The sequence below is a fragment of the Williamsia sterculiae genome, assembly GCF_900156495.1.
Classification (GTDB): Bacteria; Actinomycetota; Actinomycetes; order Mycobacteriales; family Mycobacteriaceae; genus Williamsia_B; species Williamsia_B sterculiae.
Window position 1 is genome coordinate 170,018 of sequence record NZ_FTNT01000004.1, and the last position, 13,320, is coordinate 183,337.

Here is a 13,320-nt window from a genome sequence, read left to right on the forward strand (position 1 = left end):
GGTCAGTCCTTCGCGGTGCCCGACTCGGTCTTCGGCGCTGCCGTCTTCGTCGCCGGAGCCTTCTTGGCTGCGGTCTTCTTGGCTGCGGTCTTCTTGGCGGCCGTCTTCTTGGCTGGGGTCTTCTTCGCGGTGGCCTTGGCCGGGGCCTTCTTGGCCGCCGTCTTCTTAGCCGCCGTCTTCTTTGCCGCCGTCTTCTTCGCCGGCGCCTTCTTGGCCCGCTTCTTCGCCGGACCACGGGCACGACGTTCGGCCAGCAGCTCCATTCCCCGCTCCGGGGTGATCGACGCGACGTCGTCGCCCTTGCGCAGGCTGGCGTTGGTCTCACCGTCGGTCACGTACGGACCGAAACGTCCGTCCTTGATGACCATCGGCGAACCACTGACCGAGTCGGTACCGAGTTCACGCAGCGGCGGTGCGGCCGCGGCTCGACCGCGACGCTTTGGCTCGGAATAGATCTTCAGCGCCTCGTCGAGAGTGATGTCGAAGATCTGGTTCTCCGTGGTCAGCGACCGGGAGTCGGTGCCCCGCTTGAGGTACGGCCCGTATCGGCCGTTCTGCGCGGTGATCTCGTCACCGCTGGCCGGGTCGGTGCCCACCACCCTCGGCAGGGACAGCAACAACAGCGCGTCGTCGAGGGTGACGCTCGCGATGTCCATCGACTTGAACAGCGACCCCGTCCGCGGCTTGGGCCCGGTCTTCTTCGCTGCGGTCTTCTTCGCTGTTTTCTTTGCCGGTGCCTTGGCGGTGGTTCGCTCGGTTCCGACCGCGGTGTCGGCCATGGTGGTCGCGGTCCCCCCGCCACCTGACGCCCCGCCGCCGTCGAGAGGTTGCGGCGCGTCGGGAGGGGTCATCGCCGGGGCCGGCGACCCCCCACTGTCGTCGCCCTCTCCCTTGTCCGCTTCCGGATCCGGCAGGATCTCGGTGACGTAGGGGCCGAAACGCCCTTCCTTGGCGACGATCTCGTGCCCGCTGGCCGGGTCGACACCCAACGAGCGCCCCTCCTGCGGGGTGGCGAACAGCTTCTCCGCGACATCCAGGGTCAGTTCGTCGGGCGTGATGTCATCGGGGATGTTGGCACGCTGGGTCTGCGGCTCACCGCTCACCAGACCGGTGACCCGCTCGAGGTACGGGCCGTACCGACCGACACGGACGAAGACCGGTCGACCCTCGGAGTCGTCGAACAGCCTGATGGAGTTGACCTCTCGGGCGTCGATCTCCTCGAGGTTGACCCCCACCAGCTGCTTGAGCCCGTGTCTGCCGAGCTCAGAGGCATCGAGATCGACCGCGGTCACCTCACCGCCGGGGACGGCGCCGTCACCGAAGTAGAAGCGGGTGAGCCAGGCGACCCGGTTCTCGTCGCCCGCGGCGATCCGGTCGAGATCGTCTTCCAGCGACGCGGTGAAGTCGTAATCGACCAGCCCGCCGAAGTAGCCCTCCAACAACCCGACCACGGCGAACGCCACCCACGACGGGACCAGAGCGGATCCCTTCTTGAGCACGTACCCGCGGTCCTGGATGGTCCCGATGATCGATGCGTAGGTCGACGGCCTGCCGATCCCCAACTCCTCGAGCACCTTGACCAGGGACGCCTCGGTCAGTCGGGCGGGCGGGTTGGTGGAGTGACCGTCGGCCTCGAGGTCGACCGCGGTCAACGACTGACCCTCGGTCAACCGCGGCAGGCGACTCTCCTCGTTGTCGGCCTGACCACCCGCCTGTTCATCGACGGTCTCGACGTAGGCCGACAGGAACCCCGGGAACGTGATGGTGCGGCCGGACGCGGCGAAGGTACAGCGTTCACCGGTCGATGCGGTGCCCGCGATCCGCAGGCTCATCGTGGTGCCGCGGGCGTCGGCCATCTGCGAGGCGATGGTCCGCTGCCAGATCAGCTCGTAGAGCCGGAAATCATCGGAGTCCAGTGCCGAGGCCACCTGACCCGGGGTGCGGAAGCTCTCACCGGCCGGCCGGATCGCCTCGTGCGCCTCCTGGGCGTTCTTGACCTTCCGGTTGTACTGGCGCGGAGTGGGATGGACGAAGTTGTCGCCGTACAGCTCCCGGGCCTGGGCACGTGCCGCGCTGATGGCCGACTCGGACAGCGAGGTCGAGTCGGTGCGCATGTAGGTGATGTAGCCGTTCTCGTACAGTCGCTGCGCGATCCGCATGGTGCGGTCGGAGCTGAACCGTAGTTTGCGACCGGCCTCCTGCTGCAGCGTCGAGGTCATGAACGGTGGGTACGGACGCCGCGTATACGGCTTCTCCTCCACCGACACCACCGACAGCGAGACGTCCTGCAGACCTGCCGCCAGGGCGGTCGCCCGCTGTTGGTCCAGGATCACCACACCGTCGGACTTCTTGAGCGTGCCGGTGGCGTCGAAGTCACGGCCCACGGCGACACGGTTGTCGTCGATGCCGACCAGTCGCGCCTTGAACCGCGGTGGCGTGGCCTCGGAGCCGGCGTCGAGGGTCGCCGCGATGTCCCAGTAGGCGGCCGAGACGAAGGCCATCCGCTCACGTTCGCGGTCGACGATGATGCGGGTGGCGACCGACTGCACTCGGCCCGCCGACAACTTCGGCATGACCTTCTTCCACAGCACCGGCGAGACCTCGTAGCCGTACAGGCGGTCGAGGATGCGCCGGGTCTCCTGGGCGTCGACGAGGTCGTCGTCGAGTTCGCGGGTGTTCTCCGCGGCGGCCCGGATCGCCGATTCGGTGATCTCGTGGAAGACCATCCGTTTGACGGGCACGTTCGGCTTGAGGATCTGCAGCAGGTGCCAGGCGATGGCCTCGCCCTCGCGGTCACCGTCCGTGGCCAGGTACAGCTCGTCGGCCTGCTTGAGCAGCGACTTCAACTCGGTGACCGTGGCCTTCTTGTCGGGCGACACCACGTACAGGGCCTCGAACTCGTCGTCGACGTTGACACCGAGGCGTGCCCAGGGCTGCCCCTTGTACTTGGCGGGCACGTCCGCAGCACCCCGCGGCAGGTCGCGGACGTGACCCCGCGAGGACTCCACCATGTAGTTCGACCCCAGGTAACCCGCGATCTTGCGGGCTTTGGTCGGCGACTCGACGATGACCAGACGCCTCAAGGCGTTGCCGGATCCACGCGCAGTGGTTTTCGTATCGGCCACCGTAGCTGCCTACACCTTCCTTCGGTGGTCGGGAGAGCGCAGGACCACCGGGTTCGCTGTCGGTCCCGCCGTCGGGACCACGTGCTCGGATACGTTGCGCATCCGGGGCCCGTCACTGTACGTCGGGGCCGTGTTGTCGTGAGGCCGGTGATGCTTCGGCCTGTTGTCGTAGGGCCGTTGTACCTTATATATGGCCACAGCGGCACATGGAAATGCCAAGATGCGAGCCCACGGCCACCCCCGATGACGCGTTGCAGGCCCTCACATGAGCACAAACACCCAGTTCACAGCAGTGGAGCACGAATTGATCACACCCGCGGCCAGCACTGGTCCGCATCGGCCGTCTCCGGTGGGGCCCCGATGTTCTCCACCAGCCTGAGCAGTCGACGTCGGCCGGCGATACGTAGGGCCGGGTTGGTGCCGCGAGTTCCCACCAACGTCGGTGCGATACCTGCCCGCATCAGCGCAGTGGCCAGGACGGGATGGGTGTCGCGGGCGTGCGGGTCGAGACCCAGCAGGTACCGGTCCGCATCCGGCCGGCCGGCCGCGATCACCCACAGTCGCTGGGCGCGAGCAGACGGCACCCAGTCGACGGGCATCGCCTTCACCGCACCCCGCGACCACGTCGCGTTCAGCGCCGTCAGCTCCGCTCCGATCGCGGTACGGACCACCAGCGAGCCCTCTTCCGATCGGGCGACGTCGGCGTCGATGCCGCAGCGTTCGATCTCGGTCACGAGGCTTTCGGCACGCCACGCGGCGTCGACGACGATGGAGAGCCGGGCACCGGACGCCGAGACCGCACAGTGGCCATTCGCGGCGAGCAGGCCCGCGAGGTCGTCGACCGCGGGCTCGTCGGTCTCGGCGGAGAAGAACGAGAGCTGGCCCACGGACAAACCGTACTCCGCGGCACGGCCTGCGGGATCCGTCAACACGTGGTGTGAAGACAGTTCGGCCCCGGCCCACCAGAGCGGGCCGGGGCGAACGACACGGGGCCTCCGCGCGGGCGCGAAGGTCGTGTGCGGCTCAGAGGCCGCGGACTCCGGTGGCCTGCGGGCCCTTGGTGCCCTGACCGACCTCGAACTCGACGCGCTGGTTCTCTTCGAGGGTGCGGAAACCGGAACCCTGGATCTCGGAGTAGTGGACGAAGACATCGTCCGGTCCGTCATCGGGGGCGATGAATCCGAAACCCTTTTCCGCGTTGAACCACTTGACGGTTCCCTGTGCCATTCTGGTGTATTCCTTTACTCACTCACTCCGGGGCGACACGATGTTTCTCGTGCCGTGGCCGGTCACGACCGCCATACCTTCTGGCGTCGTCGCGGAAACCGCGCTGTCAACCTTCAGTACCACGACCGCAACACGTTTCCGGGGAGAATCAGCGGTCGACACATGCCGTGCCCCTCACCGACAGCTTCCCCGAAAGCTGCGACCTCGGACAGTCAACCATGACTGTCAACGGTGCGATAGTGGCACATTCGTGGTGGTTTCAACCGGTGACAGATTTCAGCTGTTCGACATCTGGCGGTAACGAACGACGAGTGTGGGCGACGTGACGGCCGAGCCAGTGGTGCCAGAGCCCGCCCAACCCGCCGTCGGATTCGGTGCCGAACTACTCGAGCGCACTCTGGCCGGGGTGTCGACGGAGGACTGGTCCCCTGTCACTCATCAGACGGTGATCCCCTCGCGGACAGCACGTTACGACGACTGGCCACGATGGATCGCACCCGCGGTGCGGGCAGCCTTCGCCGACGCCGGGATTACCCGCCCCTGGGCCCATCAGGTCCGTGCCGCAGACGCCGCACGGTCCGGTGACCACGTGATCGTGGCCTCGGGAACCGCGTCGGGTAAGTCGTTGGTCTACCAATCTGCGGTGTTGACCGAATTGCTCGCCGACCCGACCGCGACGGCGTTGTACCTGTCGCCGACCAAGGCACTCGGAGCCGACCAGATCCGCGCTCTCGGTCGCCTTCTGGCCGGAAGGTCCGATTTCAACCACCTGCAACCATGCGCATACGACGGTGACACCGACATCGAGATCCGGCAGTGGGCGCGGATGCACTCACGGTGGATCTTCACCAATCCGGACATGCTGCACGTCGGCATTCTCGGCAATCACCAGCGGTGGCGTCATTTCTTCCGGCATCTGAAATACATCGTCATCGACGAATGTCACCACTACCGCGGAGTATTCGGGTCGAATACCGCGATGGTGTTGCGGCGACTGTTGCGGGTTGCCCGCGCGGCGGGTGGGAATCCCATCGTCATCGGCGCGAGCGCCACCGCGGGCGCACCGGGTGCGGCGTTGTCGCGGTTGATCGGCGAGCCGTGTACCGAAGTCGTCGAGGACACGTCACCCCATGGCGAGCGCACGGTCGCGCTGTGGGAACCGGGGTTCGTCCCCGAGGTCACCGGTGGGAACGGCGCTCCGGTCCGGCGGTCCGCGGGCGCCGACGCGGCGCGCATCATGGCCGACCTGGTGGTCGAGGGCGCACGCACACTGTGTTTCGTACGTAGCCGCCGGGGCGTGGAGGTGACCGCGCGGACGACGCGACAGTTGCTCGCCGACGTGGATCCCGACCTGGTGGATCGCATTGCCGCCTACCGAGCCGGGTATCTGGCCGACGATCGACGAAAGCTGGAGTCCGACATCGCCGATGGTCGATTGCTCGGTGTGGCCACCACCAATGCCCTCGAGTTGGGGGTCGACATCAGCGGGTTGGATGCGATCGTCGTCGCCGGGTACCCCGGGACGGTGGCGTCGTTCTGGCAACAGGCGGGCCGGGCCGGCCGTCGGGGTGCGGGTTCGTTGGTGGTGCTGGTAGCGCGTGACGATCCACTGGACACCTACCTCGTGCACCACCCCGACGCATTGTTGGACAAGCCGGTGGAGATGACCGTCACCGACCCCGCCAATCCGTATGTGCTGGGACCACATCTGTTGTGCGCGGCGGCCGAACTGCCGCTGACCGAAAGCGATGTCGAGGCCTGGGATGCAGCCGAGCTCGTCGACGAATTGACCGCGATCGGCCACCTGCGACGTCGACCGGCCGGATGGTACGTGGCCGCAGGCCTGGAACCGCACGCCGACATCGACATCCGCGGTGGCATCGGCGGGCAGGTGATGATCGTCGACGTCACCGAGAGCCGCCTGTTGGGCACGGTCGACTCGGGGCGTGCCCCTTCGACGGTGCACGCGGGCGCGGTGCACATCCACCAAGGCGCGTCGTATGTGGTCGACGAACTCGATCTCGACGAGGGTTTGGCCCTGGTGCATCCGGACGAACCGGACTGGACGACGATGGCGAGGGAGTCGACCTCGGTGGACATCACCGAGGTGGTGCACAGCAACCAGTTCGGTGCGGTGTCGGTGCAGCTGGTGGCAGTGGATGTCACGCATCAGGTCACCGGGTATCTGCGCAAGTCGCTCACCGGGGAGGTGTTGGATTCGGTGGAACTCGACATGCCGCCGCAGACCCTGCACACCCGCGCGGTGATGTACACGATCACACCGGAGGCGTTGGAGGAGGTGGGACTGACGGTCGGTCGCTTCCCCGGCGCGCTACACGCCGCCGAACACGCGGCCATCGGGCTGCTCCCTCTGGTCGCGACCTGCGACCGCTGGGACATCGGCGGGTTGTCGACCAATGTGCATCCCGACACCGGTCTGCCGACGGTGTTCGTCTACGACGGTTACGCCGGCGGTGCCGGTTTCGCCGAACGCGGCCACACCGCGTTCGTCACCTGGATCACAGCGACCCGCGACGCGGTGCTGAGTTGCACATGCGAACGTGGCTGCCCGTCGTGTGTGCAGTCGCCCAAATGCGGCAACGGCAACGAGCCGTTGGACAAGGACGGTGCGCTCCGCGTGCTTACCCTGCTGTTGCGCGAGATGACCTGAGCCGGTCCGACCGCCCGTCATGGCGCGGCCATCGGTCCGGCGCGGGCGCGGGCCCGTGCGTCGCGGACTCCGAACGACCCCAGGGGAACCGACACCGCGACCGCGACCGTCACGTTCTCGCCGTCGGGTCGACAGTCGGTGAGACGACCACCGTTGTCGGTCACGAAGCGGCGCGCGGTCGCACACGCGTCGGCACCGGCCCCGGCCACGATCTGCTGTGCGGCAGCCAGTGCACCGAGATCGGCCGCCGACTGGGCGCGATGTCGCGCCGACACCGCCCCGCCGATATGGAGCACACCGATGGTCGTCGCGACCAGCGCGGCGATGACGAACGCGCCCAGCACCGTTGCCGAACCGCGTTCGTCCGTACCGATAGATCGCCTCACCGGTCGCCCTCCGCGGCACCGTCTCCCGATGGTTCCGTCGCCGCCACCGCGTCGGCGCTCACGTCGAGGAGCGGCAACAGCGGTACCCCGACTGACACCCGGACCCGGACCATCTCACCGTCGCGACGCACCGATACCGTGGCGTCCGCCGGCGCCACCTGCCGCCCCATGCCCTGCGCACGGGCGTCGTCGCCCAGAGCCGACAACCGGGCGATCTCCCGGGCCGCGTCCACACACCGCACATGGGCGGTGACCGCACCGACCCCGGCCACCGCGAACAGCACGGTGACCACGATCGACGCGATCGCGAAAGCACCCTCGACCGTGCTCATCCCGACATCGTCGACCACCAGTGAACGCCGGCCGGTCGCGCGGCGGTCTACCCCACCGCGGTACTCAACGCTTTGTCGATGATCCCGGTCAGCGCCGACACGATGTTGTCGCCGGTCACCACCGTGTAGAGGATCGCCCCGAACGCCGCCGCCGCGATCGTGCCGATCGCGTACTCCGCCGTCGACATCCCGCTGTCGTCGGCGATCAGATCTCCCATGGCCGAGCGCACCTCGTGTATCCATTGCTTCATCCGACTGTTCCTTTCTCTCGTCGCGCGGACGGTCCGCGCCGACAGTCCTCTTCGTCCTCACAGCAGTCCCCCGCCCAGGACGTCGCCGGCCAACCCGATGACCACCGGAACGATGCCGAGGCAGATGAACGCGGGTAGGAAGCACAACCCCAACGGACCGCTGATGGCCACGCCCGCCCGCTCGGCCGCCGCCGCGGCGCTGTCCTGCGCCGTGGCGCGTTCGGATTCGGCGAGTTCGGCCAGACCGGACGCAGGCGAGGATCCGGCCCGCGCCGACCGACGGGCCATGGCGCCGAGGGCCTGTGCCGACGGATCCGCGGACGCGGGTACCGCCCATGCCTCCGCGGCGTCGGCACCGAGGGCGAGCATGTCGGACGCCCGGCGGAGCAGCTCCGCGACCGCGGTGGGCGCATGCTCGGCGGCGATCATCGCAGCACCACCCACCGGCATACCGGCTCGCACACATACCGCGAACAGGTCGAAGGCTGCCGCCGCAGCGAGTGGTTCGGGGCGCGGTGCACGCCGTTTGAGCAGAACGGGCTCGCGGGTGCGCACCCTGGTCGGTGGTGTCACCAGACGCCGCATCTGTTGTCCAGACCCCGGCGAGGCGAGCACCGCGACCGCCGCCAGCACCCCGGGCAGCAACCAACCGCCGATCACGGGGCGGCCACCTTGCCGATGATGTGCTCCGACCACACCTGTCCACCGATCACCAGACCCGTCCCGACGACGAGCAGGATGCCCCCGATGCCGCCCCCGAGGAGGACCGCGACGGGATCGGCGCCGATCGCCTGACCCAGCCCGATTCCCAGCAGTGGCAACGCCGACAACACCATCGCCGTGGCCCGCGCCCCGGCCAGCGCGGCGCGGGTGCGGTCAGCGGCGCGTCTGCGGGCCAGTAGGTCGTCACGCACCGCGCCGAGCAGATCCACCATCGGCAGCCCGTGGCGCTCTGACGTCCGCCACGCGGCGGCAACCCGACTGACCGCCTGATCCGCTCCGCCGTGCCCCGTCGCGATACCCTCGGCCACGTCGCCGCCGAGTTCGGCACGACCGGCCATGTGCCGCAACATCTCACCGATCGCGGTCTCCGGAGAGTCAGCGGCCGTCGCAGGCATCTCCACCGCCGCCTGCCGACAGGCGTGCGCCGGCGGTGCACCGACCGAGAGCTCGGCGATCATCGCCGACAGGGCGGTCAACAACCCATCGATCGCCCGTAGGGCACGGGTCTGCCTCCGCCTGCGCGTCACCTGCCATCGCACGGCGGCCGCGACCATCACCGCGGTCACACCCGCCGACAACCCCCACAGCAGAACCGCTGTCACACACACTGTCGCACCGATCACCGACCCCCACGGGAGTTCCCGGTCGACGCTGCCGTGGCGTCCGGCGATGTCGCGGAGGCGTAGCGCCGGGCGCCCGACGGGTGCCAACAACACGGCCAACGACGCCGCGCCGAGCAATGCGGTCATCCCACGACCTCCGGCGCGTCGACCCGGGTGCGCAGCAACGCGGCCAGCCGAGCCGCAGCGGGGAGGAACCCCCGGTCGGCGGTCCACACGGGGTCGATGTGGACCCACCCGCCGGTCCCTCGGTCCACCAGCCCGATCTCGTGCAAACCCCGCGTGCCGTCGGCGGAGCGGCGGACACCGAAGACCACCTGCACCGCCGCCGCCAACTGGCTGTGCAGCGCGGCCCGGTCCAGTCCGCCGAGAGCAGCCAGCGCCTCCATCCGCGCCGGGACCTCGGCGGTCGAATTCGCGTGCAGCGTGCCTGCACATCCGTCGTGACCGGTGTTCAACGCGGACAACAAGTCCACCACCTCCGCGCCGCGCACCTCACCGACCACGATCCGGTCTGGCCGCATCCGCAGCGCCTGCCGCACCAGGTCGCGCACCGAGACGGTGCCGACACCTTCTACGTTGGGGGTTCGGGCCACCATCCGGACCACATGCGGATGTCGAGGCGCCAATTCGACCGCATCCTCCACACAGACGATGCGTTCACCGGCGCCGACCTGACCGAGCAACGCGCTCAACAGGGTGGTCTTACCTGCGCCCGTACCGCCGACGACGAGGAAGGCCAGTCGGGCGTCGATGACGGTCTGCAGCAACGCCGCCGCGTCCGGCGCCACGGCACCGGCCCGAATCAACGCGGCAAGGTCGTGCGTGGCCGGTCGCAATACCCGCAACGACAGACAGGTCCCGTCCACGGCGAGAGGCGGCAGCACCGCGTGCAGACGCACCGTGTGCCCTCGCCTGCCGACGTTCTCGAGTTGCCCGTCGACCCACGGTTGGGCGTCGTCGAGACGCCTGCCCGCACCGAGGGCCAACCGGGTCGCGAGACGACGTACCGCGTCGTCGTCGGTGAACTGGATGTCGCTGAGCTGCAGTCCCTGTCCGCGGTCGACCCAGACCTGCCGCGGCCCGACCACGAGGATGTCGGCGACGTCGGGCTCGGAGAGCAGTTCCTCCAGACAGCCGGCCCCGACGAGCTCGGTCTGCAGGAACCGTAGGGCGGCAAGCAGATCGGTGTCCCCGAGCACACCGCCCGCCTCGGCACGAATCGCCTCCGCCATCACCTCGGGGGTGGGGTCGGCGACTCCGGTGGCCAACCGCTCACGCACCCGCATCAACAGCTCGGCGCGCACTTCGACGGTGTCGGTCATGCCGCACCGCGCGCTCGTCGCAGGATCGGCCGTCGCGGTGCAGGATCGAGATCGGCCAGTACCGCGCCGGCAGCCCGTCGCAGCGGAGAACGGGGACCCAGTCTCAGTCCACGCGCCTCGACGCGGCCGGCGAGACGCGGTTCCGGACGCATCGCGGCGAGTATGGGCAGATCCACCGCGTCGGCAACCTGGGCGGCACGCAAGCCACCCGGCGCCGGGCCGCGAACGACGATGCCGGCCCGTGCACCGTGACCGATCACCCCATGTGCCACAGCACGGGTGGCCGCGACGGCGCCGACCGCGGCTACCGTCACCACGACCACCAGGTTCACCGTCTCCACCACCGCACGGACGAGGGCGTCGGCGCGGCGCGGCAGGTCCACGACAACCAGGTCGCCACCCACCCGGCCGGCCTCGATGGCGGCGAGTACACCGTCGATGTCGAGCTCACGCCGCCGCTCGGGCCGTCCTGCAGACAACACCAGCAGGCCGTCGTCGACCCGTGGAAGCGCCTCATGCAACGCTTCGGCGACCACCTGGCCACCTCGAAGGGTGAGGTCCGGCCACCGCAGCCCCGTGACGTCCTCGACCCCGAGGGTCAGGTCCACTCCCGCTCCCAGATCGTCGACGTCGACCACCAGAGCACCCGTGTCGGCCTCGGCAGCGACCAACCCCATCGCAGCGGCCATGGTGGTGGCCCCGGCACCACCGTGACCCCCGATCACCGCGACCGTGGACCCATGTGGGCGCAGCGGCGTACGGATCCGGCTGAGCGCCTGCACCAGTCGCCGTTCGTCGTCCGGCAGCCGGAACGCGTGTTCGGCACCGAGAGAGACGGCGTGATGCCAGATCTCGGAGGTGGCGTCGCCGCCGTCCACGACGATCACTCCCGGTCTCCGGGGCAACCCCGCCGCGGCCAGCACGGAAGCGGACGAGTCGTCGACGACGATCGCGTCCGCCTCGCCCCACAGGCGACGACAACCACCCGGATCCGCGCTCACCGAGCGGTATCCGGCGGCAGCGGCACAACGACCGACGTCATCGGTCAGTTCGGGGGCGACCAACGCGAGCAGGAGTTCAGGCACGAGGTCGATCGTGCTCGCGAGGAACCGCGACACTGTTCCCGCGCCGTGATCTGTGGAGGAATCCAGGAGCTGTGCACAACTGCCCGCGCCGACCACAATGGCCAGGACAGGCCTCAGATAGAGGACGACCCCGGCCAGGGGGGGAGGAGGCCAGGGTCGTCGCGTTTCAGCCCCGGGGGGTCGGGCTGAAAGCCCCGGTTGAACCGGGTACTACGAACTATACACACTGTCGGGCTGTCGAACGCAAGACCGGATCACAACTCGGCCAACGGCTCGGACGGGGATCAACGACGGTGTTCTCGCAGCGTGACAGGCCCGTCCGCCACGACCCGACACGTACCGGGCAGGTCTGTGCGCACCGGGAAAGCATCGCGCAGACAGTTCCGCATGGACGCATCAAGTGGTCCAGGCGCTGATCTCGACACGCCTCGATCAGGGGGTTGATGTGATGCACATCACGGTGTACAACAGTGGATACGGAAGTACGGACGGCCAAGCCAGATCCGGAGGAGAAGGATCCGGCTCCTGTTCGACCACTTCCCGGCACGGGTACCAAGCACCCACGCGCAGCACGCCGCGCAGGCAGAAAGTGTTGTGAACCTGCGACACCGCGTCATCTGAATCGACGGTCGGACCCTTGGGCGGGACCACGACGAGACGGACCACGGTGAACCGCCGAGGTTGTCCCACACAACCCACCCCGCACGCTTGGTAACTTCGGACCCGTGCTCGCGGGCGGCAGTCCGGCACCACGACGGTGGTCCGGGAGGCCGCCCGCAATATTGTGTGCGACAGCCGTTCCGATCGCCGACTTCAGCGCGCCGCGTCCGCGATGGCCCTGGCCTCGTCGGCCCCGGAGCTCAGCGCGACGGAGCACAGCAGAATCCATCGGGTCAGCGCGTCCGGGTCACCGCTGGTGAAACCACTGACGTCCGCGCGGTAATCGGACAGCCGAGCCAGCCATGTCACCTCGGGCACGCCCAGATTGTGCGGATCGAGGCCCGTCGCGGCGCACACCAGACGTGACGCCGCCCGCGCCACCACCCCGTTGCCCTCGACGAACGGTTGGATCGACAGCAACTCACCGTGTACCACCGCGGCCAGCACCGGTGCCGGTACCCGAGTTGCCCCGGTGACCAGTTGAGCGAGCAGGTCGAGTCGCTCCCCCACCCCCGGTTCCGGTCGCGGCCTGCCCAACACGTCGGGGTCGTCGACCAGATCGGCCGCCGCGAGCACGTGCAGACGGGCCAGGGTCTGCCGCGGGGCGCGGGTCCAGGTGGACAGGTAGCCGCCCAGACTGCCCGGGTCGAGCGCTTGGGCCACCCGCATCGACCCGGCGAGCACCGGATCATCGATCACCCCGTCGCGGGTGAGGTCACCGCGTGCACCCTCGATCGCCGCAGAGCTTCGCCCCGCACGCCATGACGCCTCGGTGGCGGTCTTGTCCCAACCGCGCAGGTTCACCGGATGGCGGTGCGCGGCAGCGAGTGCGTCACCGGCGCGCGCCGCCGCCTCGGCGACTCCGGGCAACTCGGCCAACGGGGCCAGCGGATCAGTGGTCACAGCCGACCAGCC

Annotated in this window: 12 protein-coding genes; 1 reads left to right on the plus strand and 11 read right to left on the minus strand. The window is 68.8% G+C overall.

Annotated features, from left to right (window positions below):
• Positions 1-2: 2 nt before the first annotated feature.
• From topA to BW971_RS08740, 3 genes are all read right to left on the minus strand, one after another.
• Positions 3-3,125: a type I DNA topoisomerase gene (gene topA, locus BW971_RS08730; protein ID WP_076478611.1), complete on the minus strand. Its 3,123-nt coding sequence runs from the start codon at positions 3,123-3,125 to the stop codon at positions 3-5.
• A 308-nt stretch (positions 3,126-3,433) separates the two neighbouring features.
• Positions 3,434-4,012 carry a hypothetical protein gene (locus tag BW971_RS08735; protein ID WP_076478882.1) on the minus strand — a complete coding sequence of 193 codons (579 nt, stop codon included), beginning with the start codon at positions 4,010-4,012 and terminating at the stop codon, positions 3,434-3,436.
• Positions 4,013-4,148: 136 nt separating this feature from the next.
• Entirely contained in the window at positions 4,149-4,352 is a 204-nt protein-coding gene (locus BW971_RS08740; protein WP_020109852.1) for a cold-shock protein, read from the minus strand.
• 322 nt (positions 4,353-4,674) lie between these two features.
• On the opposite strand from BW971_RS08740, the gene BW971_RS08745 reads away from it, so the two are divergent.
• Complete coding sequence (locus BW971_RS08745; protein ID WP_234974311.1) at positions 4,675-7,023, plus strand: DEAD/DEAH box helicase; 2,349 nt, start codon at positions 4,675-4,677, stop codon at positions 7,021-7,023.
• A 17-nt stretch (positions 7,024-7,040) separates the two neighbouring features.
• Here BW971_RS08745 and BW971_RS08750 read toward each other — a convergent pair whose 3' ends face one another.
• The 8 genes from BW971_RS08750 to BW971_RS08785 all read right to left on the minus strand — a co-directional run bounded on the left by BW971_RS08750 (position 7,041) and on the right by BW971_RS08785 (position 13,308).
• The gene (locus BW971_RS08750) at positions 7,041-7,409 is read right to left on the minus strand and encodes an Rv3654c family TadE-like protein (protein WP_076478613.1); all 369 of its coding nucleotides are present in this window, start codon (positions 7,407-7,409) and stop codon (positions 7,041-7,043) included.
• Complete coding sequence (locus BW971_RS08755; RefSeq protein ID WP_076478886.1) at positions 7,406-7,741, minus strand: TadE family type IV pilus minor pilin; 336 nt, start codon at positions 7,739-7,741, stop codon at positions 7,406-7,408. Before BW971_RS08755 ends, BW971_RS08750 begins: the two co-directional genes overlap by 4 nt.
• Before the next feature lie 47 nt (positions 7,742-7,788).
• A complete protein-coding gene (locus tag BW971_RS08760) occupies positions 7,789-7,992 on the minus strand; it encodes a DUF4244 domain-containing protein (RefSeq protein ID WP_076478615.1) in 204 nt (67 codons plus the stop codon).
• Positions 7,993-8,049: 57 nt separating this feature from the next.
• Entirely contained in the window at positions 8,050-8,649 is a 600-nt protein-coding gene (locus BW971_RS08765) for a type II secretion system F family protein (protein ID WP_076478888.1), read from the minus strand.
• Positions 8,649-9,464, minus strand: coding sequence for a type II secretion system F family protein (locus tag BW971_RS08770; RefSeq protein ID WP_076478617.1), 816 nt, complete (start codon positions 9,462-9,464; stop codon positions 8,649-8,651). Before BW971_RS08770 ends, BW971_RS08765 begins: the two co-directional genes overlap by 1 nt.
• Positions 9,461-10,660 carry a TadA family conjugal transfer-associated ATPase gene (locus BW971_RS08775; RefSeq protein WP_076478619.1) on the minus strand — a complete coding sequence of 400 codons (1,200 nt, stop codon included), beginning with the start codon at positions 10,658-10,660 and terminating at the stop codon, positions 9,461-9,463. The genes BW971_RS08770 and BW971_RS08775 overlap by 4 nt, the downstream gene beginning before the upstream one ends.
• Complete coding sequence (gene ssd, locus BW971_RS08780; protein WP_076478889.1) at positions 10,657-11,745, minus strand: septum site-determining protein Ssd; 1,089 nt, start codon at positions 11,743-11,745, stop codon at positions 10,657-10,659. Before ssd ends, BW971_RS08775 begins: the two co-directional genes overlap by 4 nt.
• Positions 11,746-12,558: 813 nt before the next feature.
• Complete coding sequence (locus tag BW971_RS08785) at positions 12,559-13,308, minus strand: Fic family protein (protein WP_076478621.1); 750 nt, start codon at positions 13,306-13,308, stop codon at positions 12,559-12,561.
• Between the last annotated feature and the right edge of the window lie 12 nt (positions 13,309-13,320).

Excerpts from the sequence above, each read along its gene's own strand:
- BW971_RS08775 (WP_076478619.1), bottom strand. The coding sequence starts at position 10,660 with ATGACCGACACCGTCGAAGTGCGCGCCGAGCTGTTGATGCGGGTGCGT.
- BW971_RS08770 (WP_076478617.1), bottom strand. The coding sequence starts at position 9,464 with ATGACCGCATTGCTCGGCGCGGCGTCGTTGGCCGTGTTGTTGGCACCC.
- BW971_RS08760 (WP_076478615.1), bottom strand. The coding sequence starts at position 7,992 with ATGAAGCAATGGATACACGAGGTGCGCTCGGCCATGGGAGATCTGATC.
- BW971_RS08755 (WP_076478886.1), bottom strand. The coding sequence starts at position 7,741 with ATGAGCACGGTCGAGGGTGCTTTCGCGATCGCGTCGATCGTGGTCACC.
- BW971_RS08740 (WP_020109852.1), bottom strand. The coding sequence starts at position 4,352 with ATGGCACAGGGAACCGTCAAGTGGTTCAACGCGGAAAAGGGTTTCGGA.